8 protein-coding genes are annotated in these 23,898 nt (G+C 71.1%); all 8 read right to left on the reverse strand.

Annotated features, from left to right (window positions below):
• Nucleotides 1-3,888: an amino acid adenylation domain-containing protein gene (locus tag ACIHFB_RS41490; RefSeq protein WP_400129585.1), complete on the reverse strand. Its 3,888-nt coding sequence runs from the start codon at nucleotides 3,886-3,888 to the stop codon at nucleotides 1-3.
• The gene (locus ACIHFB_RS41495) at nucleotides 3,885-11,654 is read right to left on the reverse strand and encodes an amino acid adenylation domain-containing protein (RefSeq protein WP_400129586.1); all 7,770 of its coding nucleotides are present in this window, start codon (nucleotides 11,652-11,654) and stop codon (nucleotides 3,885-3,887) included. The genes ACIHFB_RS41490 and ACIHFB_RS41495 overlap by 4 nt, the downstream gene beginning before the upstream one ends.
• Nucleotides 11,655-11,664: 10 nt before the next feature.
• Nucleotides 11,665-19,434 carry an amino acid adenylation domain-containing protein gene (locus ACIHFB_RS41500; RefSeq protein WP_400129587.1) on the reverse strand — a complete coding sequence of 2,590 codons (7,770 nt, stop codon included), beginning with the start codon at nucleotides 19,432-19,434 and terminating at the stop codon, nucleotides 11,665-11,667.
• Nucleotides 19,435-19,474: 40 nt separating this feature from the next.
• A complete protein-coding gene (locus ACIHFB_RS41505; RefSeq protein WP_400129588.1) occupies nucleotides 19,475-20,662 on the reverse strand; it encodes an NAD(P)/FAD-dependent oxidoreductase in 1,188 nt (395 codons plus the stop codon).
• A 75-nt stretch (nucleotides 20,663-20,737) separates the two neighbouring features.
• Nucleotides 20,738-20,968 carry a phosphopantetheine-binding protein gene (locus ACIHFB_RS41510; RefSeq protein WP_365284740.1) on the reverse strand — a complete coding sequence of 77 codons (231 nt, stop codon included), beginning with the start codon at nucleotides 20,966-20,968 and terminating at the stop codon, nucleotides 20,738-20,740.
• 34 nt (nucleotides 20,969-21,002) lie between these two features.
• Entirely contained in the window at nucleotides 21,003-22,589 is a 1,587-nt protein-coding gene (locus ACIHFB_RS41515) for an amino acid adenylation domain-containing protein (RefSeq protein WP_400129589.1), read from the reverse strand.
• Nucleotides 22,590-22,637: 48 nt separating this feature from the next.
• Nucleotides 22,638-23,330 (reverse strand): LmbU family transcriptional regulator, encoded by a 693-nt coding sequence (locus ACIHFB_RS41520; protein WP_365284736.1) that lies wholly within the window; start codon nucleotides 23,328-23,330, stop codon nucleotides 22,638-22,640.
• Between the two features lie 119 nt (nucleotides 23,331-23,449).
• Nucleotides 23,450-23,689, reverse strand: coding sequence for an MbtH family protein (locus tag ACIHFB_RS41525; protein WP_365284734.1), 240 nt, complete (start codon nucleotides 23,687-23,689; stop codon nucleotides 23,450-23,452).
• Nucleotides 23,690-23,898: the final 209 nt, after the last annotated feature.

Below are 23,898 nucleotides of genomic sequence, written 5' to 3' on the forward strand. Positions count from 1 at the left end.
TTACGCCAGCTTGCGGTTGATGACCTCGAACATTTCGGCCACGGGTGCGGGCATGTGCATTTCGTGGTGCGTGACGTGAACGTCGTGCACCTCCAGAGAGCCGAGGACGTACGGCCGCCATTGGTTCGCGTACGACGTGTCCTCGAGCGTGGCGTTGAAATACAGCACATCGCCGCGGTAGACCGGCGATTCGAAATCCATCATGAGGTTCGTGTTGTTGGCGAGGACCTTCGACATGGTGTCCAGGAATCCCTGCCGGTTGCCGGTGCGTATGTACTGGCCGAAGTCGTCCTCCAGCTCCGCCCGGAAGTCCGACGAGTCCTTTCCGGCATGCACCTCGGTGAAGCCGTGCCCTCCGGGCTGCGCGTCCAGGACGGCCACCAGGGCAACCTCGTGCCCGCGCCGGTCGAGCGCATCCGCGACGGCCTGCACGACGGAGCCGCCGTAGGACCAGCCGATCAGGTTGAAGGGCCCCTCGGGCTGGATCTTCAGGATCTGGGTGACGTAGTCGTCGATCATCTCCGCCACGGAGCCCGCCAGCGGCTCCACGCCGTCGGAGCCGCGGGACTGCAGGGCGTAGGCGGGCCGGTCCTGGAGGTGCAGTACGAAGCTGTAGTACGCCCAGCCCAGCCCGCCCCCGCCGTGGAAGAACCACACCGGCGGCTTCCCGGTACCGGGATCGCTGTTCAGGGGCAGCACGACCGCGAACGAGTCGGCGTCGTCGTCGGGGATGCCGCCGGCGAGCATCAGCGCGGCCAGTTCGGCCACCGTGGGGTACCTGATGATCGTCCTGATGGGGATGTCGATGTCGAACTGGTTGCGGATGCGGACGCTGAGCCGGGTGGCCAGGAGCGAGTGGCCGCCGAGCGCGAAGAAGCCGTCGTCGATGCCGACCTTCTCCAGGCCGAGCAACTCACCGAAGAGGTCGCACAGTTTCTGCTCGTAGGCGTTGCGCGGCTCCCGGCCCGCCTGGACGCCGCTGTCCTCGGAGGGCAGTGCCCGCCGGTCGAGCTTCCCGTTCGAGGTCAGCGGGATCTCCGACAGCCTGATCACCGCGGACGGCACCATGTAGTCCGGGAGACGCTCACGCAGATGCTCGGTGAGCTCGGCGTCGGCCCATGTGGCGTCGGGCTCGGGCACCACGTAGCCCACGATGCGCTTGTCGCCCTCCTTGTTCTCACGCACCACGGCCACCGCCTGCGCCACCCCCGGGTGTCCGGCCAGCGCATGCTCGATCTCACCCAGCTCGATGCGGAAGCCGCGGATCTTCACCTGGGAGTCGGCGCGTCCCACGTACTCCAGTTGGCCGTTCCTGCCCCAGCGGACCAGGTCGCCGCTGCGGTACATCCGCTCGCCCGCCGCACCGAAGGGACAGGCGACGAACCGTCCCGCGGTCAGTGCCGGCCGGCCGTGGTATCCGCGGGCCAACCCGTAGCCCGCCACGTACAGTTCGCCGGTCACGCCGACGGGCGTCGGCTTGAGGTTGGCGTCCAGGACGTAGGCGCTCAGGCCCGGGACGGCCGGGCCGATCACGCTGGCCCGGTAGCGGCCGGCGGAGTGCTCGTCCAGGTCGATGCGGGTGACGTGCACGGTGGTCTCGGTGATGCCGTACATGTTCACCAGCACCGGCGCGTCGGGGGCGTGGCGCTCGTACCAGTCCGCGAGGCGGTTCAGGTCGAGGGCCTCGCCGCCGAACACCACGTAGCGCAGCGCCAGTTCCTGGCCGCCGGCCGCCGCGTCGGCCTGGATGAGCTGGTAGAAGGCGGAGGGTGTCTGGTTGAGGACGGTGACCTGCTCGCGGGCGAGGAGCTGGAGGAAGTCGGCCGGGGAGCGGGAGACGTCGTAGGGGACCACGACCAGGCGGCCGCCGTACAGCAGCGGCCCCCACAGCTCCCACACCGAGAAGTCGAAGGCGTAGGAGTGGAAGAGGGTCCACACGTCGTCCGGGCCGAAGGCGAAGTCCTCGGTGGCGGTGAAGAGTCCGACCACGTTGCGGTGCGGGATGAGGACGCCCTTGGGGCGGCCGGTCGACCCGGAGGTGTAGATGACGTACGCCGGGTGCTCGGGGCGCAGTGCCGTGCCGCGCTCGGCGTCGGTGAGGTCGCCGGCCGCTTCGTCGGCGAAGGCGGCGGCCTGGTCGAGGTGGACCAGGGGGAGGTCCTCGGCGAGGTCCTGCGCGGCGCTGTTCGTGCCGGTGGTGACCAGCAGGACCGGCTGGGCGTCCTGGACCATGTAGGCGATGCGGTCGGCCGGGGAGTCGGGGTCGATGGGCAGATAGGCGCCGCCCGCCTTGAGCACCGCGAGCAGCGCGACGACCAGGTCGGCCGAGCGTTCCAGGCAGACCCCGACCAGGGACTCGGGGCCCACGCCCCGGTGGACGAGGTGCCGTGCGAGCCGGTTGGCCCGGGCGTTCAACTCTCCGTACGTGAGCGTGGCGTCGTCGCAGACCACCGCGACCTCGTCGGTTCGCTGCGCGGCCTGCCGCTCGAACAGCTCGACCAGGGTGACCTCGGGAACGGCGTTGCCGGTCTCGTTCACCTCGGTCAGCAGCCGCTGCCGCTCCGGCGCACTGAGCACGTCGATGTCGCCGACGCGCATGCCCGGGTCGGCGGCCAGCTGCTCCAGTACCCGCACGAGCCGGGCGACGATCTCCTCGGCGGAGTCGCGGTCGAACAGGTCGGTCGCGTACTGGAGGTCGCCGCGCAGCGCCCCCGATTCGTCTACGGCCATGAAGAAGGTCAGGTCGACCATGGCGGTCGAGGGGATGGCCTGCTCGAACTTCATCTCCAGCCCGGGGAGTTCGAGGTCGGGCTTCTCGTAGCTCTGCCAGGAGAAGATCACCTGGAACAGCGGCTGGTACGCGGCGGAGCGGTCGGGGTTGATCGACTCGACCACCACGTCGAACGGCACGTCCTGGTGCTCGTACGCCGTCAGCGCCTTGTCCCGCACCTGTGCGAGCAGGTCGGTGAACGTCGGGTTGCCGGAGAGGTCCGCGCGCAGCACCTGGGTGTTGACGAAGCATCCGATCATGTCGGCCAGCGCTTCGTCGGTCCGCCCGGCGATCGGCGAGCCGATCGTCACGTCGTCCCCGCCGCCGAGTTTGCGCAGCAGCACCGCCAGCGCGGCCTGGAGGACCATCGACAGGCTCGTCCCGCGCTCGTCGGCCAGCTTCTGCAGCGCGGCCGCCACCTCCGGGGCCGCCGCGAGGCCGACCGTGTCGCCGTGCGAGCTCGCCTCCGCGGGCCGCGGCCGGTCGTGCGGCAGGTTCAGCGGCTGCGGCACGCCCGCCAGTTCCTTGCGCCAGTACTCGATCTGCGCCGTGGCGAGACTGCCCGGGTCGCCCACGTCACCGAGCACCTCGCGCTGCCACAGCGCGTAGTCCTTGTACTGGAGGGACAGCGGCTCCCAGTCCGGCGCCCGGCCGTCCCGGCGGGCGGTGTAGGCGTCGATCAGGTCCCGCATCAGCGGTGCGCTGGAGCTGCCGTCCGACGCGATGTGGTGGATGACCAGGACCAGGACGTGTTCCTGCGGGGAGCAGCGGAACAGGCCGGCCCGCAGGGGGAGTTCGGCCGACAGGTCGAATCGGTGCGCGACGGCCCCGGCGATCGCGCCGGACATGTCCTCGGGCGCGACCTCGACCACCGGCACGTGCGGTGCCGCCTCCTCCGTCGGCAGGATCCGCGCGTAGGGCTCGCCGTCGTCGTCCGTCAGGTAGACGGTGCGCAGGATCTCGTGCCGGTCGGCCAGGTCGCGGATCGCCGCGACGAGGGCGTCCTGGTCCAGGGTTCCGGTCAGCCGGAACGCCGCCGAGATGTTGTAGGTCGCCGCCCCCTGCTCCAGTTTGTGCAGAAGCCACATACGGCGCTGTGCGAATGACAGCGGGATCATTGCTTCACTCCTTTACGGTCACCTTGCGCAAAGAGGCGCAGACTGGGGCGACGGGGGGCGGCCGACTCCTCCGACCAGGCGGCGAGCGCGGCCACCGTCGGCAGGTCGAAGATCTTGCGGATGGGGATCTCTATCTCCATCTCGGCGCGGGCTCGGCTGATCAGCCGGGTGGCGAGCAGGGAGTGCCCGCCGAGTTCGAAGAAGCCGTCGTCGACGCCGACCCGGTCCACGCCGAGCACCTCGGCGAACAGCCGGGCCAGGGTCTCCTCGCGCGCGGTGCGGGGCGCGCGGTAGGCGGCGCCGGTGTACTCCGGCTCGGGCAGCGCGGCCCGGTCCAGCTTGCCGTTGGGCATCAGCGGCAGCCGGTCCAGGAGGACGAGGGCGGACGGCACCATGAACTCGGGCAGGCGCTCGGCGACGTACCGGCGTATCTGCGCGGGGTCGGTCTCGCCGGACGGCACCGCGTACGCGATGAGCCGCTTGGCGATGCCGGTGCCGCGGGCGATGACGGCGGCCTGGGCGACCTCGGGGTGCCCGGTGAGCACGGCCTCGATCTCGGCGGGCTCGACCCGGAAGCCACGCACCTTGACCTGGGCGTCCCCGCGGCCCGCGTACTCCAGTTGGCCCTCGCCGCCCAGGCGGGCCAGGTCACCGGTGCGGTACATGCGTGAGCCGGGCGGGCCGTACGGGTCGGCGACGAAGCGCTCGGCGGTCAGTTCGGCGCGGCCCTGGTAGCCGCGGCCGATGTTCCCGCCGACGTACAGCTCGCCGACCGCGCCCGGCGGCAGCGGATCCAGGCCGGGACCGAGGACGTAGGCCCGCATGTTGCCGAGCGGGGTGCCGACGGGCGCACTGCCCGCCCTCTCCGGCGTGCCGTCGGGGACGGTGAAAGTGGTGGCGTAGAACGACTCGCTCTGCCCGTAGGCGTTGACGACCCGCACCCCCGGGAAGGCGGCCTGCACCTTCTCGACGAGCGAGGAGGGCAGGGCCTCGCCGGCGAAGACGAGGGTCTCCACACTGGTGCGGTCGGAGATCTGGTCGACGAGTTCGGCGAAGGCCGACGGCACGGTGGAGATGACGCTGCCGCTCCAGCCCTTGCGCTCGCCGAGGACCAGGACGTCCCGGACGAGTTCGACGATGCCGCCGGTGGCGAGCGTCGTGAAGATCTCGAAGGCGGAGACGTCGAAGTTGACCGACGCGCCCGCCAGGAGCCGCTTGCCCGGTTCGAGCCCCACGCGGGAGGCGAGCCGCAGCACGCCGTTGACCACGTTGGCGTGGGTGATGGCGACGCCCTTGGGCTTGCCCGTGGAGCCTGAGGTGTACATCACGTACGCCAACTGGTCGGCGTGCAGCGGCAGTTCGGGGCCGGTGTCGTCGCCGGACAGGTCGAGCGCGTCGAGGAGGACGTCCGGGGCGTCGTGCTCCGGCAGCACCCCGGCCGTCGCGGAGTCCGTGAGGACCAGGCGTGGCCGTGCCTCGTCGAAGATGGCGGCGAGGCGGTGGCTGGGGTACTTGGGGTCGACCGGCAGATACGCGCCGCCCGCCTTCAGGACCGCGAGCAGTGCGACCACCAGGTCCGCCGTCCGCGGCAGCGACAGCGCGACCACCGACTCCGGGCCCACGCCGCGGTCGGCGAGTTCGCGCGCCAGGCGGCCCGCCCGGGCGTTCACCTCGCGGTACGTGAGGGACTCGCCCTCGGTGACCACGGCGACCGCGTCCGGGGTCCGCGCCGCCTGTGCCTCGACGAGTCCGCTGATCGTGACGTCCGGCGTCGGGACGGCCGTGTCGTTGAACTCGACCAGCAACCGGTCGCGTTCGGCCGGCTCCAGGGTCTCGACCCGTGCGGCCGGCAGTTCGGGGGTGGCCGCCAGCTGCCGCAGGACACGGACGAGCCGGGCCGCGTACACCTCCACGGTGTCCCGGTCGAAGACACCGCGCGCGTACTGGAGGGTGAGCTTCAGGTGCGGTTCCACGACCGCCATCAGGGCCAGTGGGTAGTTGGTGCCCGTGGACAGGCGCAGTCCGGTGAAGGCGATGCCACCGGTGGCGGCGGTGGCGGCGCCGAGGGCCTTCTGGTCGACCGGGTACGACTCGAAGACGACCAGTGTGTCGAAGAGGGACTGGAGCCCGGCGGACTGCTGGATCTCCGTCAGCCCGTGGTGGTGGTGCTCCAGGAGGCCGGCCTGCCGGTTCTGGAGCCCGGTGAGGATCTCGGCGAGGGTGTCGCCGGGCGCGTACCGGACGCGTACCGGAAGGGTGTTGATGAACATCCCGACCATCGACTCGACGTCCGTCACCGCGGGCGGCCGCCCGGAGACGGTGGCGCCGAACACCACGTCCTGGCGGCCGGTGAGCCGGCCGAGCAGCAGCGCCCACGCGCCCTGGAGCAGGCTGTTGACGGTGACGCCCAACCGGGAGGCGCTGCGCCCCAGTTCGCGCGCCACGTCGGGCGGCAGCGGGACGTCGACCTCGTCGAGGCCGGCCTCACCCGCGCCCTCCGAGCCGGGGGCGAGGAGGGTCGGCTCCTGGAGGCCTTCGAGCTCTTGCGCCCACGCCCGGGCCGCCTCCTGATGGTCCTGCCGGGCACGCCAGGACAGGAAGTCGCCGTAGCTGCGCGTGCTCGGCAGGTCCCTCGGGTCGCCGTCGGACGCGTAGAGCAGCAGCAGGTCCCGCACCAGCAGGGGCGTGGACCAGCCGTCGAACAGGACGTGGTGGGCGGTCATCACCAGTTCGGCCCGGTCGGGCCCGAGGACGACGAGCGCCAGCCGGATCAGCGGTGGGGTGTCCCGGTCGAAGTGGGCGGTCCGGTCCTCGGCGAGGAACCGTTCGAAGGTCTCGTCCCGCTCCGCCTCACCGGCCTCGGTCAGGTCGAGGTGCTGCCACGGCAGGGACACCGTCTGCGGTATCGCCTGTACGACGTCGCCGTCCGCCCGGTCGACGAACGCCGCGCGCAGGCCCGCATGGCGCCCCAGCAGTGCCTGCCCGGCCCGGCGCATCCGCTCCGGGTCGACCTCGCCGGAGAGATGGAACACCATCTGCATGTGGTACGCGTCGAACGACGCCCCGGCCAGCATGGTGTGGAACAGCATCCCGGACTGCGCCGATGTCACCGGCCACACCTCGGCCAGCCTGCCGAACCGGGCCTCCCAGGTGTCGATCTCCGCCTGGCCCACCTGGACCAGGGGCGCGTCGCTCGGGGTCAGCCCGCCGGCGTCGGGTGCCGTCGCGTGCCGGGCCAGGGCGGTGAGCGCCTCGACCCACAGCCCGGCCAGCTCGGTCACCTCGGCGCGGGAGAGCACCCCGGTCGGGAAGCCGAAGTAGGCGGTCAGTTCGTCACCGTCGGGGGCGGCGGTGGCCACGGCGTTGATCTCCAGCGCCGACAGCACCGGCATGTCCGCGTTCGGCGCGGCGATCAGGTCCTGGTGTGTGGTGTCCGGTACCCAGCCGAGGCCCCGCAGTTCCTCGGGGAGGTCCGCACCGGAGGACCGGCCCAGGTAGTTGAACCCGATCCGCGGCTGTCGCTGTCCGGCCAGCGCGGCGGCGGTCTCCGGGTTGAGCCGGCGCAGCAGGCCGTAGCCCATGCCGTTGTCCGGCACCGCCCGCAGCTGCTCCTTGACGGCCTTGACCGCGCGTCCGGCGGCCGGACCGCCGGCGAACGCGTCCGCCACGTCGATGTCCGCCAGGTTCAGGCGCACCGGGTACATCGCGGTGAACCAGCCGATCGTGCCGGACAGGTCCGCGCCGGGCACCAGGTGCTCTTCCCGGCCGTGCCCCTCCAGTCGCACCAGCGCCGAGGACGCCGCGGCCCCTGACCCGCCCCGCGTCCGGTGCCAGCGTGCGAGCGCCAGCGCAAGACCGGCCAGCAGCCCGTCGTCGACGCCGCCGCGGAACACCGCGGGCACCGTGTTCAGCAAGGTCCGGGTGACGTCCGCCGGCACCTGGACGCGCACCGTGTCCACGGTGGCCGCGACATCGCGCGCGGGGTCCAGCTCCCGTGCTCCCAGCACGGGCTCCTCCTCGCGCAGGATCTCCTGCCACAGGGGCAGTTCCGCGACCCGCCGAGGGGTGGCCGCCTCGTCGGCCAGCGCATGCGCCCACCGCCTGAGCGAGGTGCCCCCGGCCGCCGGTTCCGGGGTGCGGCCGTCGCGTACCCGCTGCCAGGCGGACACCAGGTCCGGCAGCAGGATCCGCCACGACACCCCGTCGACGACCAGGTGGTGCAGCACGATCAGCAGCCGGTCCGCCTCGGTGTCGGAGGTGAACCGCACGAACTGCGCCATGACGCCCGCGTCCGGGTCCAGCCGGTCCGCGGCCGCGTCCAGCTCGGCTTGCACATCGGCGTCGCCGTAGGGCACTTCACGGATCAGCGCACCGGCGTCCACGCTGCCGGCCGGCTCCGTGCGCAGGCCCGGCTGTGCCCGGTCGAGCCGGGAACGCAGGGCGTCGTGCCGGTCGAGGACGGCCTGCAACGTGGCGAGCAGCCCGGCGCGGTCGATGTCCTCGGGCAGGGTCAGCAGCGCGGACATGCAGAACCGGCCGATGCCACCGCCCAGTTCGAGGACATGCGCCGCCGTCGGCGGCAGCGGGGCCCAGCCCACACCGCCGCCCGGCAGCTCCGCCAGGGTCACACGCTCCTCGGCCACCCGGCCCTCGACCAGCTCGGCGAGCCGGGCGACCGTACGGTGCTCGAAGATCTCCCGTGTGCTGACGACCACGCCGCGCGTCTTGGCGCGCGCGACGACCTGGATCGACCGGATGCTGTCCCCGCCGCTGGTGAAGAAGTCGTCGTCGACGCCTATCCGCTGGGCGTCGAGCACATCCGCGTACACCTCGGCCAGGACCCGCTCCGCCTCGCTGCGCGGCGCCCGGTACTCGGTGCCGGCGAACTCCGGCGCGGGCAGCGCGGCCCGGTCCAGCTTTCCGCTCGCGGTGAGCGGCAGCCGGTCCAGCACCACGAGCAGGGCGGGCACCATGTAGTCCGGCAGCCGCCCGGCCGCGAACTGCCGCAGCTCCGCCACCGGAACACCGGCGGGCAGGTCCGCGTCGCCGTCCCCGGCGCCGGCCGGCGCCACATAGCCGACGAGCCGTGTGCTGCCGGTGTGGTCCTCGCACACGGTGACCACGGCCTGGCCGACCGCGGGATGCTTGGCGAGGACCGTCTCGATCTCGGTCGGCTCGACACGGATGCCGTTGACCTTCACCTGGGTGTCGGCCCGTCCCGCGTACTTCAGCCGGCCGCCCTCGTCCCACTGGGCCAGGTCGCCGGTGCGGTACATGCGCGCGCCGGCGGGGCCGAAGGGACAGGCCACGAACCGTTCCGCGGTCACTGTGGCGTTGTCGTGGTAGCCACGGGCGAGCAGACCGCCGACGTACAGTTCGCCGATGACACCGGGCGGGACCGGAGCGAGGTCCGGCCCGAGGACGTGGGCACGCATGTTGGCCAGTGGCCGTCCGACCGGTACGGCACCGGTTTCGGGCGACTCGTGCGGGAGCGTGAACGTGGTGGCGTAGAAGCTTTCGGTCTGTCCGTAGGCGTTGATGACCCGGACGTCGGGCAGGGCGGCTCGCACCTTGCGGACCAGGTCGGCGGTGAGCGCCTCTCCGGCGAGGACGACGGTCTCCACGTCGAGTTCGAGGCTGCCGGGGGCCGCGGTGGTGATCTGGTCGAGCAGTGCGGAGAACACCGCGGGCACGGCGCTGATGGTGGTGCCGGACCACCGGTCGCGTTCGGCGAGTTCGAGTACGTCGCGGACGACCTCGACGCTCGCTCCGGTGGTGAGCGCGGTGAATATCTCGAACACGGAGACGTCGAAGTTCACCGAGGTCGCGGCGAGCATCCGGGACCCCGCCTCGACCCGCACCGTCCGACGCAGATCCTGTACGCCGTTGACCACGCCGGCATGGGTGATGGCGACGCCCTTGGGAGTCCCGGTCGACCCCGAGGTGAACATCACGTAGGCCAGATTGTCCGGCTCGATAGGGACGGCCGGGGCCGGGAGTGCGAGGCCGTCGAGGTTCAGTTCGTCGAGGTGGAGTACGGGCGGCCGGCAGCCGGCCACCGTCGCCGCCGTCTCTTGATGGGTCAGTACGAGGGCCGGATCGGCCGTGTCGAGCAGGAGGCCGACGCGCGCGGCCGGGTAGTTGGGGTCGATCGGCAGGTAGGCGCCGCCCGCCTTGAGCACGGCGAGGAGCGCGACCACCAGGTCCGCCGTTCGTGGCAGGGCCACCGCGACCAGGACGTCCGGCCCGACGCCGCGGTCCCGCAGTTCCGCGGCCAGCCGGCCCGCGCGGGCGTCCAACTCCCCGTACGACAACACGGTCCGCCCGGACACCACCGCGGTCGCGTCGGGTGTCCGGCGCGCCTGTGCGGCGACCAGTTCCGGCACCGTCGATCCGCTCACCGGTGCCGTCGTCCCGTTCACCCGGGTCAGCAGGTCCCGTTCGGCGTCGGTGAGTACGTCCACCCCGCTCAGCCGCGTTCCGGGGTCGGCGACCACCTGCCGCAGCACGCGCACGAAGCGGTCGACGATCTTCACGGCGGTGGTGTGGTCGAACAGTTCCGTCGCGTACTCGAGCCGCCCGTACGCGCCCCCGGAGGCGTCCGGGACGATGTTGAAGAACAGGTCGAACTTCGCGGTCTCGGTGTCCGCCGCGACGGGGGTGGCCCGCAGTCCCGGCATCTCGATCCGCGGCCACACGAACTGCCAGGCCAGCATCACCTGGAACAGCGGCTGGTACGAGGTGGTGCGGTCCGGACCCAGCAGCTCCACCAGGCGCTCGAACGGCATGTCCTGGTTGTCGTAGGCGGCGAGGGCCTTCTCCCGCACCTGCTCCAGCAGTTCGCCGAACGACGGGTTCCGCGACAGGTCGGCGCGCAGCACCCAGGTGTTGACGAAGAACCCGATCAGATCGTCGAGCTGCTCGTCGGCGCGCCCCTCGATCGGGCTGCCGACCGTCACGTCCTGTCCGCCGCCCAGCTTGTGCAGGAGCACCGCCAGCGCGGCCTGGGCCGCCATCGGCGGGGTGGCGCCGCGGTCCGCGGCCAGCTTCCCGAGCCCGGTGAGCAGTTCGGGTTCCAGCTCGAAGGAGACATGGCCGCCTCGGTGGTCGGCCATCGTCGGCCGTGGCCGGTCCAGCGGCAGCTGCACCGGCTGCGGCACCCCGTCCAGCTCCTGCCGCCAGTAGTCGATCTGCGCCGCGGCGATGCTCTCCGGATCGGCTTCGTCACCCAGCAGTTGCCGCTGCCACAGCGTGTAGTCCTTGTACTGCACCGGAAGCGGCGTCCACTGCGGCGCCTGCCCCTGGTGGCGGGCCGCGTACGCCGAGACCAGGCCCTGGAGGAACGGCGCCATCGACGCCCCGTCCACGGCGATGTGGTGGAACACGAACGCCACGACGTGCTCCTGCGGCGAGACACGGAAAACCGTGGTCCGCAGCGGGAGTTCCGCGTCCAGGTGGAACCCCTCGCACAGGACCTCACGCATCGCGGCGTCCAGCGTCCGAGCCGTCACGTCGACCACCCGGAAGACCGGGGCCGCCTCCTGCGGGGGCAGGATCAGCTGCTCCGGCGTGCCGTCCGCGCTCTCGACGATCAGGGTGCGCAGGGACTCGTGCCGGGTGACGACATCCGTCACGGCCGCGGCCAGGGCCGCCGTGTCCAGCGGCCCTTCGAGGCGCAGCGCGAACGGGATGTTGTAGGTCGCGGACGGACCCTGAAGACGGTGGAGGAACCACAGCCGGCGTTGGGCGAATGACAGCGGAATCATCGACGCTCTCCTACACAGTCATCTGGCGCAGTTGAGGACGGTTGGGCCTGCGCCGCTGAGGGCGGTCCGACGCGGTCAATTCCTCGATCCGCACCGCCAGTTGGGCGACGGTCGGGTTGCGGAACACCATCGTGACCTTCGAGTCGACGCCGAATTCGTTGCGGATCCGGCCACTCAGCCGGGTGGCCAGCAGCGAGTGGCCGCCGCGGGCGAAGAAGTCGTCGTCGACCCCGACCTCGTCCACGCCGAGGAGATCGGCGAACAGCCGGCAGAGGACTTCCTCGTTGTGGTTGCTCGGCCCGCGTCCCGGGGCGGCCTTGCCCTGGTCGGGTGCGGGGAGCGCGCCGCGGTCGAGCTTTCCGCTCGGGTTCACGGGGAACTCGGCGAGCGGCACGATCGCCGACGCGACCATGTACTCGGGCAGGCGCTCCCGGAGCAGTCCGGTGAGGGCCCCGACGTCGAGCTGTGCGGGGTCCGCCTTGCCGCTCGGCACCACGTACGCGACCAGCCGCTGGTCGCCGACGCGGTCCTCGCGCACCACCGCGACCGCCTGGGCGACGTCGGGGTGGTCGGCCAGCACATGCTCGATCTCGCCGAGTTCGATCCTGAAGCCCCGGATCTTCACCTGGAAGTCGGTGCGCCCGATGTACTCCAGCCGGCCGTCGCCGCCCCACCGCACCAGGTCGCCGGTGCGGTACATCCGCGTGCCGGGCGCACCGAACGGACAGGCCACGAACCGTCCCGCGGTCAGGTCCGGCCGGCCCTGGTATCCGCGGGCCAGGCCGTCGCCGGCGATGTACAGCTCGCCCTGCACCCCGAGCGGGGCCGGCCGCAGCCGCGAGTCGAGCACGTACACCTGGGTGTTCCCGATGGGCGTCCCGATCGGCGGGACACCGGATCCGGACCCGACCGTCGCGGTCGTCGACCAGATCGTCGTCTCGGTCGGACCGTACACATTGGCCACTTCGATCGCCTGGCCGGCGAGGGTCTGGGCGAGTTGCGGCGGCAGTGCCTCCCCGCCGACCAGGATCCGCAGGCCGCGCGCGCCCTCCGGCTCGTCCATGAGCAGCATCTGCCAGAACGCCGGTGTGGCCTGGACGACGGTGACCTGGTGACGGCGCATCACCTCCACCACGGCGGAGGGCTGGGAGATGGTGTCCTTGCCCGCCAGCACGACCGCCGCTCCGGAGATCAACGGGAGGTACAGCTCCAGCCCCGCGATGTCGAACGAGACCGTGGTGACGGCGAGCAGCCGGTCCGCCGGGGTGAGCCGGAACCGCCGCTGCATCGTGGCCAGGAAGTTCGCCAGTGCGCCGTAGGGGACCGCCACTCCCTTCGGATTGCCCGTCGAACCGGAGGTGTAGATCACGTACGCGGTGTTCTCCGGCCGGACGGTCACCTCCGGCGCCGATGCCGGATATCCCGAACAGTCCGCGCCGGCCAGCGCGTCGGTGTCGAGCACGAGCGTCGGGCGGGAGTCCTCGATGATGTAGTCGATCCGCGAACGCGGGTGCTCGGGGTCGATCGGGATGTACGTCGCACCGGTCTTCAGGACCGCCAGCAGGGCGAGAACGAGCTCCGCGGAGCGGGGCAGGCGCACGGCGACCAGCGACTCCGGCCGCACACCACGGTCGATCAGCCAGTGCGCCAGCCGGTTGGTCCGCTCCTCCAGCTCGCCGTAGGTCAGCGACTCGTCCTCGGCGGCCACGGCCAGGGCCTGCGGTGTCTTTTCGGCCTGCCTGCGCACGGTCTCCACCAGGCCCTGCTCCAGGGTCGGTTCGGCCGTGTCGTTCACCTCGTGCAGCAGCCGGTCCCGCTCCGTGTCACCGAGGACGTCGACGTCCGCCAGACGCGTACCCGGGTCGGCGAGCAGCTGGTCCAGCACCCGGACGAGGCGGGCGGCGATCTCCTCGGCCGCGGCACGGTCGTAGAGGTTGTTCTGGTAGTCGAGGGAGAGCCGCAGATAGGGGTCGGCGGAGTTGAGGGTGAGCGGGTAGTGCGAGCCCGCGAACGGGCGGATTCCGTCGATCGTGAATCCCGCCGAGGCGTTGGCGTCGATCATGCCCTCGCGGTCGATCGGGTAGTTCTCGAACACGATGAGCGTGTCGAACAGGGCGGGCAGTTGGACGTTGCGCTGGATGTCGGCCAGACCGTAGTAGTGGTGGTCGAGCAGCGAGGTCTGCCGGTTCTGGAGGTCGGTGATGACCTCGCCCATGGTGTGGTCGGGGCGGCAGAACACCCTGGTCGGCAGGGTGTTGATGAACAGGCCGACCATTTCGTCGGAACCGACCAGGTCTGCCGGGCGGCCGTTGACGGCGGCGCCGAACACCACGTCGTGCTGCCCGGTCAGCTGCCCGAGCAGCATCGCCCACGCGCCCTGAAGGAGCGTGTTCAGCGTGACGCCGAGTTCCGCGGCGCGCCGGGCGAGTTCGCGTCCCTTGTCGATCGACAGGGGTACCTCGACCCGGCCGAGGGCGGACGCCGCCCCCTGGAAGGCGGCGTTCGGGGCCACCAGGGTCGGCTGGTCGAATCCGTCGAGTTCGGCGTTCCACCGGGCCGCCGACGCCTGATGGTCCTGCACGGACAGCCAGGCCAGGTAGTCGCCGTAGCTGCGGACCGGGGTGAGATCGTCGGTGCCCGCGTACAGCCGGATCAGATCCGTGATCACCATCGGCGACGACCAGCCGTCGAACAGGGTGTGGTGCGCCGTGACGATGAGTTTCGCCTGCCGCGGCCCGCAGGTGAGCAGGGCCAGGCGGATCAGCGGCGGCCGGGTGGGGTCGAGCTGGTCGGCCCGGTCGTCGGCGAGGGCCCGGTCGAGCGCCGCGTCCTGCTCGCTCTCTCCGTGGCCGCTCAGATCGATGTGCCGCCAGGGGATGGCGACGTGTTCCGCGACGACCTGCACCGGTTCGCCGTCGGCTCCGGAGAGGAACGCGGAGCGCAGGTTGGGATACCGGTCGAGCAGTGCCTGTCCGGCCGCCCGCATGCGCGCCGGGTCCACGTGCCCGGACAGATGCAGCACGAACTGCATGTGGTAGACGTCGAAGGAGCCTTCGGCGAGCGCGGCCTGGAACTGGATGCCGGACTGCCCCGGGGCCTGCGGCCACACCTCGACCAGCCGGCCGTAGCGCTCCTCCCAGGCCTCGATCTCGTCCTGGCCCACCGTGACCAGCGGGGCGTCCGAGGGGGTGAGCCCGCCGATCTCCGGGTGTGCGGCGTGCGCGGCCATGCCGTGCAGCACCTCGACCCAGGTCCGGGCCAGTTCGTCGGTCTGCTCGCGCGACAGCACCCCGGTGGCGAACATGAACGCGGCCTGCAACCGAGGGCCGTCCGCGGTGTCCGTGGCGACCGAGTTGACCTCCAGGGCGGACAGCGCGGGCAGGTCCGGGTCGGGCATCGCGATCAGCTCGGCGGACCAGGACGCCGGTCCCCATCCGTCGGTGCGCAGATGCTCGGGCACATCGGAGTCGGAGATCCGGCCGAGGTAGTTGAACCCGATCTGCGGCACCGGGTGTTCGGCGAGCTGCTCGGCGGTCTCCGGGTTCAGACGGCGCAGCAGCCCGTATCCCATGCCCTTGTCCGGGATCCCGCGCAGCTGCTCCTTGACCAGCTTGATCGCCTTCCCGGCCGCGGGGCCGCCGGCCAGCACATCGGCCAGGTCCACGCCCTGCACATCGACGCGGGCCGGGTACATGCTGGTGAACCATCCGACGGTCCGGGAGAGGTCGGCGCCGGGGACGACGTCCTCCTCGCGGCCGTGTCCCTCCAGACGGACCAGGGTCGAGTGGTCCGCGCCGCGCCAGCGGTTCACCGCCAGGGCGAGCGCGGCGAGCAGCACATCGGTCCCGGTGCCCAGATACGCCGCGGGAAGCCTGGTCAGCACCGCCTCGGTGACCTCGGCGGGCAGTTCCACCCGCACGGTGTCGACCGTGGACCACACATCCAACGCCGGGTCGAACGCCCGCGTGCCCAGCGGGGGGTTCGGTGCCTCCAGCACGCCCTGCCAGTAAGGCAGTTCCGCTTCCCGCTTCCCTGAGTACGCCTCGTCCTCCAGCGCCGACGCCCAGCGGCGGGCCGAGGTGCCGACCGCGGGCAGTTCGGGCGTGTTGCCGGAGCGGATCTGCTGCCATGCCTCGGCGAGGTCCGACATGAGGATGCGCCAGGAGACACCGTCCACCACGAGGTGGTGCAGCACCACGAGCAGCCGGCCCGCACCGGACTGAGCGGCGAACCAGACGAAGTCCGCCATGGTCCCGGCCTCCGGGTCGAGGCGGCCGACCGCGTCGTCCAGCTCCGCCCTGGCCGCCTGAAGCGAGGACGGCTCGTCCCACCGGCCGTCGCAGTCGATCCGGTGGATCAGGTCGGCCGCCCGTACGGTGCCCTGCTCACGTGCGAGGAGGGAGGGTTCGTCGCCGCGCACCAGTTGCGCACGCAGCAGGTCGTGCCGGTCGAGTACGGCGTCCAGCGTGGCGGCGAGGCTGTCCGCGTCGATGCCCGCGGGCAGCTGAAGCACCATCGACATGGCGAACCGGTCGGTCCCGCCGCCGTGTTCGAACACATGCCGGGCCACGGGCTGGAGCGGCATCGGGCCGACGCCGCCGCCCTCGTCCTCCGCGAGCACGGGCACCCGGTCGCGGCGGGTGGCGGCCACCTCGGCCAGCCGGGCCGCCGTGCGGCATTCGAAGATCTCCCGTGTGGTGAGTTCCAGGCCCCGGGCCCGGGCCCGCGCCACCACCTGGATCGACCTGAGGCTGTCCCCGCCCACCGCGAAGAAGTCGTCGTCGACACCGACCCGCTCCACACCGAGCACGTCCGCGTACGCGGCGGTGATGACCTTCTCGGCCTCGGTGCGCGGCTCCCGGTAGACCTCGCCCAGGAACTCCGGTTCGGGCAGCGCCGAGCGGTCCAGCTTGCCGGTCGGCCCGAGCGGCAGCCGGCCCAGGACGACGAAGGCCGACGGCACCATGTAGTCGGGCAGTCGTGCCGCGAGGAACTTGCGCAGTTCGGCGGCCGAAGCGCCGGACTGCACATCCACGTCGCCGATACCGCCGGCGCCGTCGTCACCGACGGCTCCCTCGCCGGTGTGCACCACGTACGCGACGAGCCGCCGTCCGCCCGTGGGCACCTCGCGGCTGATCACCACGGCCTCGCTGATCCCGGGGTGCTGTGTGCACGCCGCTTCGACCTCGGCCGTCTCGATGCGGAAGCCGCGCACCTTCACCTGGCCGTCGCCGCGGCCGAGGCACTCCAGTTGACCGCGGGCGTTGACGCGGGCCAGGTCGCCCGTGCGGTACATCCGCTCGCCGGCGGGGCCGAACGGGCTGGCCACATAGCGCTCGGCGGTCAGGCCCGGGCGGCCGTGGTAGCCGCGGCCCAGGCAGGTACCGACCACGTACAGCTCGCCGATCACGCCCTGCGGCACCGGGGCGAGTCCCGGGCCCAGCACGTAGGCGCGCATGTTCCCCAGCGGGGTGCCGATGGGCGCGACGTCGTTCTCCGCCCACTCCTCGGACGCCGCGAGGGGGAACGTGGTGGCGTAGAAACTCTCGCTCTGCCCGTAGGAGTTCACGATCCGCGCGCCGGGCAGCGCCTCGCGCACCTGCCGTACCAGCCGGGCCGGGAGCACATCGCCCGCGAAGACGACGGTGCGCACGTCGGGCGCCTTGTGGAGGTGGGCCACCAGTTCCCCGAGCACGGAGGGGACGCCGCTGATGACCTGGCCGTCCCAGCTGTCCCGCTCGGCGAGCGCCAGCGCGTTCGGCACCACCTCGGCCGTGCCGCCGGTGGTCAGGGTGGTCAGCAGCTCGAAGACCGAGACGTCGAAGTTGACGGAGGTGCCGGCGAGCATCTTCCACCCGGGCGGCGTGTCGAGGACGCGTATCAGTTCCCGTACGCCGCTCACGACGCCCCGGTGGGTGATCGTCGCGCCCTTCGGCTTGCCCGTGGAGCCGGAGGTGTACATCACGTACGCGAGGTTGTCCGGGCCGGGCGGCGGGATCGGGCCCGCCCCGGGGGCGTCCCATTCGGCGCGTCGATCGAGGTTGACGATCGCGATGTCGTTGTCCGGCAGCTCCTGCCATGTCGCGGTGTCGGTGACCGCGAACCGCGGGCGTGCTTCGGACAGCACGGTCTCCGCCCGCCCGCTGAGGTACTGCGGGTCCATCGGCACGTACCCGGCACCGGACTTGAGGATCCCGAGCAGGCCGGCCACCAGGTCCTCGGTGCGCGGCAGCGCGAGGACCACCAGGTCCTCCGGCCCGGCGCCGCGCCGGCGAAGCTCCCACGCGACGCCGTTGGCCCGGTCGTCGAGTTCCCGGTAGGTCAGCGTCCGGTCGTCGCACACGATCGCCGGGGCGTCGGGCGTCCTGGCCACCTGGCTCTCGAACAGCTCGGGGACCGTCAGCTCGTCCGCTGCCCGGGCACTGTCGTTGAACCGGGTGAGCAGCAGGTCCCGCTCGGCCGCGTCGAGCACGTCAACGGTGCCGACGGCGCGCTCCGAGTCGGCGACGAGCCGGCCCAGTACGCGGACGAACCGCTGCGCGATGCCGTCGGCGGTGTCCCGGTCGAACAGGCTGGTGGCGTACTCCAGACGGCAGTTCGCCCCGCCCGAGCTGTTCGGGAGGAGGTCGAAGAACAGGTCGAACTTGGCCGTGTCGGTCTCCAGCCGCTCGACCTGGACGCCGAGGCCGGGGAGTTCCAGCGCCGGCACGGGCGGCTGCCAGGAGAGCATGACCTGGAAGAACGGGTTGTAGGCGGTGGAGCGGTCCGGGTTGAGCAGCTCCACCAGCCGCTCGAAGGGCATGTCCTGGTTGTCGTAGGCGGCCAGCGACCGGTCGCGTACCTGCTGGAGCAGTCCGCGGAAGGTCGGGTTCCCGGAGAGGTCGACGCGCAGCACCCAGGTGTTGACGAAGAAGCCGACGAGGTCGCGCAGTTCCTCGTCGGTGCGGTCCGTGATCGGTGCGCCGATGGACACGTCGTCACCGCAGCCGAGGTGGTGCAGCAGCACCGACAGCGCCGAGTGCATGACCATCGACACCGTGGTGTCCAGTTCCGCGGCCAGTTTCTCCACGGACCCGAGCAGATCGGCGTCGATCGAGAACGGGACCCGGTCGCCGTCGGGGCTCATCACCCTCGGGCGGGGGCGGTCCGTCGGCAGCGCCAGCGGCTGCGGCAGATCGGCCAACGCCTCGCGCCAGTACGACAGTTGCCTGGCCGCCAGGCTCTCGGGATCGGACTCGTCACCGAGCAGGTCCAGCTGCCACAGCGTGTAGTCCGCGTACTGCACCGGGAGCGGCTCCCAGGCCGGCGCCCCGCCCTCGCTGCGCGCACCGTAGGCCGTGGTGATGTCGCGGAACAGCGGCCCGAAGGACTCCCCGTCCACGGCGATGTGGTGCGCCACGACGACGAGGGTGTGGTCGCGCGGCCCGCACCGCACCAGCCGGGCGCGGATCGGGGCGTCGGCGGCCAGGTCGAAGGTCTCCTTGGCGACCTCGTCGACCGCCGCCGCCCGCTCCTGCTCCGTGACCTCGACGACCGGCAGGTCGAACGGCTGCTCCCCCGACGGCAGCACCTGCTGGTGCGGGACGCCGTTGTCGCCCTCGACGATCACCGTGCGGAGGACCTCGTGCCGGTCGATGACATCGCGGAGCGCCGACTCCAGCGCGGCCACGTTCAGCTCACCGGTCAGCCGCAGGGCGAACGCGCCGTTGTAGGTCGGCGAGGGGCCTTCGAACCGGTCCACGAACCACAGCCGACGCTGCGCGAACGACAACGGGATCATTGTGTCTCCAAATCGGCGGAACCAGGGAGCAAGTCGTCACTCAGCTCTGGTCGAGCAGGGTCAAGAGGTCGTCGTTGTAGAAGTCGTCGATGGAGCACGCCCCCGACAGCGTCGAGAAGTACCGGTCGATGTGCTCCTGGTGGCCGACGAGCTTGCGGAGCATCTCGGTCCGCCCCTCGGGCTTGAGCTCGGCCACGTTGAGCGCGCCCTGGTAGTGGTTGAGGGCCTCGTCGCTCAGGTCGTTCTCGTAGCGCCTCAGCGCCGAGTTGAGCGCGGCGTCGTCGTGCAGCCGCTGCCCGATGTGGTCGGTGAGCGACTGGGCCTGGACGAAGGCCTCGGTGATACCGCGGGCGGTGATGGAGTCCTTGTGGTTCACCGCGTCACCGACCAGGACCCAGCCGGGTCCGTAGGCCTTGCGGAAGTAGTTCTCCTGGTGTCCGGTGCCGTACAGCTGCTCCTCGCGCCTGCCCGACTGCATGCGCTCGTACAGCTCGGGCGCCGTCGTGCGGAACGCGTCGAGGTAGGCGGGTTCCACGTTCTTGCGGACCTGGTTGTAGTCGTCCTGCGGGAAGTAGGCCATGAGCAGCGTCAGGTCGTCGTTGGTGGGCAGGACGCCGATCCAGCGCCCCGGCCGCTCGTACAGCTCGAAGTGCGCGGGAACCCCGGACCAGTAGCTGTAGTAGGTGGTGGTCATCCGCGGGTGCTCGATGACGTTCTCCGCGCCGGCCTTGCGGGCCACCAGCGAGCGCATGCCGTCCGCGCCGACGACCAGGCGCGCCCGGTCCGTGGCCTCGGCGCCGCCGGGCGTCGTGTACCGCACGCCGACGACCCGGTCGCCCTCCCACACCAGGTCCTTGACCGCGCACCCCTCGCGGAACTCCACGCCGGCCGCCACGGCGCCATGCGCGAGGATCGGGTCGAGCACGTAGCGCCTCGGCGCGTACGTGGTCGTCAGGCCGTCGATCGGCAGGGAGAAGCCCTCGATGCGGACATCGGGCCCCTGGTAGCTCTGGTGGGTGATCGGCTGGGCGCCCGATTCGCGGATCCTGTCGAGCAGACCCCACCGGTTGAGCAGCGCCACGCCCTGCATATGGAGGTAGTGCGAGGACAGCGTGTCCTGCGGGAATTTCGCTTTCTCCAGGAGCAGGACGCGATAACCCTGCTGCGCGAAGAGCATGGCCGTCGGCGAACCCGCACAACGGGCACCTATGACAATCACGTCGTACATGGCGGCGCCTCTCTTACCAGTTAGTTTTTGACCCACTGCGGCCACAGCCGGAAAAGTCCATTGCGCTTGAGCGGGCTACGAGGTCACCGCACCCAGGGATTCGATGTACGCGGCGATCGACGCCACCGTCGAGTGGAGGAACAGCTGGTCCATGGGGACCTCGGCGCCCAGCTCCTCGATGAAGGCACCCTGGATCCGGACCATGATCACGGACTGGCCGCCCAGGGCGAAGAAATCGTCGTCGACCGATATGTCGTCGCGCTGAAGTTCCCGGCACCAGATGGCGTGCACGCTTTCGGCAATCATCACAGTCCTCTCGGTTGTCACAAAGGGCCGTCGACTATGCCGCCGTGCCGCTGTTCGCACAGTGATTCCGGCATGATTCGACCAGCGCCGCTCGGTCCACTTTTCCGTGCGGGCTCAGCGGAAGTCGCGGGATGTTCGTGAACCTGGCCGGGACCATGTTCCGCGGCAGTGTCCTGAGAAGGCGGGTGCGCACGTCGTCCTCGGTGAGATCGGCTCCGCTCGGGACGATGAACGCGAACAGTTCGGCCTCGCCGGAGTCGGTGGGGGTGACCACCACGGCGGCCTCCCGGATCCCGGCCAGCCTGCCGAGCGCACGCTCGATGTCGGTGGGGTCGATGCGCATGCCCCGCACCTTCACCTGCGCGTCCATCCGGCCGGCCACGACGAGTTCGCCGGCCTCGGTCAGCCGGCCTCGGTCGCCCGTGCGGTACAGCCTGCGCGGCTCACCGTCGACCACGATCGTCGTGAACTTCTCGTTCTCGGGGCCCTTGCCGTTCAGGTAGCCCGCGCCGACGCCGGCCCCCGAGATGCAGATCTCGCCGTACTCCCCCGCCCCGACACCGCGCAGCCGCTCGTCGAGCAGGTGGATGTCGGTGTTGTAGGCCGGTTTGCCGACCGGTGCGATGTCCTGTTCGCCGGGCCGGTACCCGGCGAGGTCGTACGACGTCGCAACGTCCGTGCACTCAGCGACGCCGTACTGGTGCAGGAGGGTGCACGTGTTGCCCTCGCGCCGTGCCCATTCGGCGATCCGCTCGACCTTCAGCGGCTCCCCGCCGAACAGCATGTAGTCGAGCCGGGTGAGCGCGTCACCGCCACGTGCCTTCTCCCAGTCCACCAGCAGGTACAGCGTGCTGGAGGCGCAGTGCACGACACGTATCTCGTTCTCGGTCAGAACGCGGTACGCCATCATGGCGTCGAAGTTCCGGCTGGCCAGCAGGTACTGGGTGGCGCCGCAGAACAGCGGTGTCATCAGGGCGCGTTGGGAGAGGTCGAAGCCGAACGCGCTGACGACCAGGTTGTGCGAGCCGCTGTGCAGGCCGTACTCGACCTTCAGCCAGTTCATCAGGTTGAACCAGCCCTCGTGCCGCACCGCGGTCAGCTTCGGCGTACCGGTCGAGCCGGATGTGAAGACGGCGTAGCACACGTCGTCGCCCGTGACGGGGACGTCGGGAGAGGTCGCCGGGAGACCTGCGAGGTGGTCGGTGAGCTGTTCGAGGTCGATGACCTCGACGGCCGCCGACTCGACCATTCCGGCCGTCGCCGGGGAGGCCACGATCAGGGCGAGGTCGGGCACCTGGCCCAGCAGCAGCTGGAGCCTGGCCGCCGGGTAGGCCGGGTCGAACGGCACGTAGGCCGCGCCCGCCTTCAGTGTGCCGAGGACGGCGACGAGCATGTCGATCGAGTAGTCGAGACAGACACCGACCTTCGCGCCCCGGCCGTGTCCGCGCGCGGCGAGGAAGTGCGCGAACCGGTTCGCCCTCACGTCCAGTTCGGCGTACGTCACCTGCTTGCCGGCCCAGGAGACGGCGACGGCGTCGGGGGTGGTTTCCGCGTGCGCCTCGAACTGCTTGTGGACGACGGGCGCCGAGGGCAGGGCGACCCGCTTTCCCTGAAGAATCATCAACTGACTCCGATGTAAGAGGTGTCGGCACCTGTGGGCGGTGCGCCGCTAGGCGGTGCGCCTCTCCGCGGTGGGCCGGTCGGCGGTGTCGAGCATCCGCGTCACCCACTTGTCGACGGGCAGGCCGTGTGCGGCAGCCGCCTTGGAGTAGAACTCCAGTTGGTCGGCGGACAGCTCGATGGTGAGCGTGGTGACCTGCTGCCGGCGCTTCTCAGCGGCCGTCGACCCGGCCGGCCTCGGTACGTCCTGCTTCTCGTCGCCGCTGCCCGGAGGGGTCCCGGTCGCGTCGCTCTGCACGGCCAGACTGGCGCGGACCGCCCTGCGGAGTTCGTTGCGCGACCACTTCTGCTGTTCGGCCTTGCGCAGCCAGTAGTCCTGTTCCGGCGGTGCCAGACGGGTCACCTCGGCGTGGTGGGCGAAGCTGAGAGTGTCCCGCCTGCGGTGGTGCTCGAACCGGCGGGCCACCCACGCGTAGTTGCGCAAGGTCTGGTAGTCGAGCCCGGTGCGCTCGACGGCCTCCTTGTACCGCCGCCACCCGTAGGTGGTCTCCCCGTAGATCAGCCAGTCGGCGAGCCACCATGCCGAGGAGTTCACGAGCTCGCGCAGGTTGGTCCCGATCCGCTCCCAGGACCGCTCCGGCAGGTTCTGCGGGAAGATCATCCCCGACTTCTGGACCTGGGCCTGTGACCCCACGAAGGGCAGGACCACATCGCGCTGCGCGGGCTCACCGCTGTTGTCCACCGGCCTCGCCTTGTACCTGCTCGCGGTTTTCACAGCCCCCGTCACCACTTCATCTCCCAACTCAGAGTGTCTTCCCGGGCGTACACCGATCGCTCGACCGAGCACCTCGTGAGCGGCGTTCAGTCCGCCGCCATGGCCTCCCGCAGGCTCCTGGGGCGCAGGTCGGTCCAGTTCTGCTCGACGTACTCCACGCACTCGGCCCTGGCCGCCTCACCGAAGACGACCCGCCAGCCCGCGGGCACCTCGGCGAACGCCGGCCACAGGGAGTGCTGCTCCTCGTCGTTGACCACAACGAAGAAGCGGCCGTCCTCGTCATCGAAGGGGTTCGTGCTCAACTGGGCACCGTCCTTAACCGTCATGGGGTGACTCGGAACCGGAAGTCGCCGGGCCGGATGCGAGAGAGCACCGGGCAAGGGGGCGCCGATCGGCGTCGTCCGGTCGACAGGGCACTCGGGCGTCCGGTCGACAGGACACCGGCAGCGGTGGCGACCCCGGCGTTGCCACGTCACCGTAGGGACTCGGCCGGCGACGCAACAAGGGCGGCAGGGTCGCCGGCCCGCCGGTCGTC

The organism is Streptomyces sp. NPDC051963 (genome assembly GCF_044593495.1).
Taxonomy (GTDB): Bacteria; Actinomycetota; Actinomycetes; order Streptomycetales; family Streptomycetaceae; genus Streptomyces.

What these genes read in the sequence shown, in the direction of transcription:
- ACIHFB_RS41505 (WP_400129588.1), bottom strand. Translation starts at nt 20,662, where the DNA reads ATGTACGACGTGATTGTCATAGGTGCCCGTTGTGCGGGTTCGCCGACG.
- ACIHFB_RS41500 (WP_400129587.1), bottom strand. Translation starts at nt 19,434, where the DNA reads ATGATCCCGTTGTCGTTCGCGCAGCGTCGGCTGTGGTTCGTGGACCGG.
- ACIHFB_RS41515 (WP_400129589.1), bottom strand. Translation starts at nt 22,589, where the DNA reads ATGATTCTTCAGGGAAAGCGGGTCGCCCTGCCCTCGGCGCCCGTCGTC.
- ACIHFB_RS41490 (WP_400129585.1), bottom strand. Translation starts at nt 3,888, where the DNA reads ATGATCCCGCTGTCATTCGCACAGCGCCGTATGTGGCTTCTGCACAAA.
- ACIHFB_RS41525 (WP_365284734.1), bottom strand. Translation starts at nt 23,689, where the DNA reads ATGACGGTTAAGGACGGTGCCCAGTTGAGCACGAACCCCTTCGATGAC.
- ACIHFB_RS41510 (WP_365284740.1), bottom strand. Translation starts at nt 20,968, where the DNA reads ATGATTGCCGAAAGCGTGCACGCCATCTGGTGCCGGGAACTTCAGCGC.
- ACIHFB_RS41495 (WP_400129586.1), bottom strand. Translation starts at nt 11,654, where the DNA reads ATGATTCCGCTGTCATTCGCCCAACGCCGGCTGTGGTTCCTCCACCGT.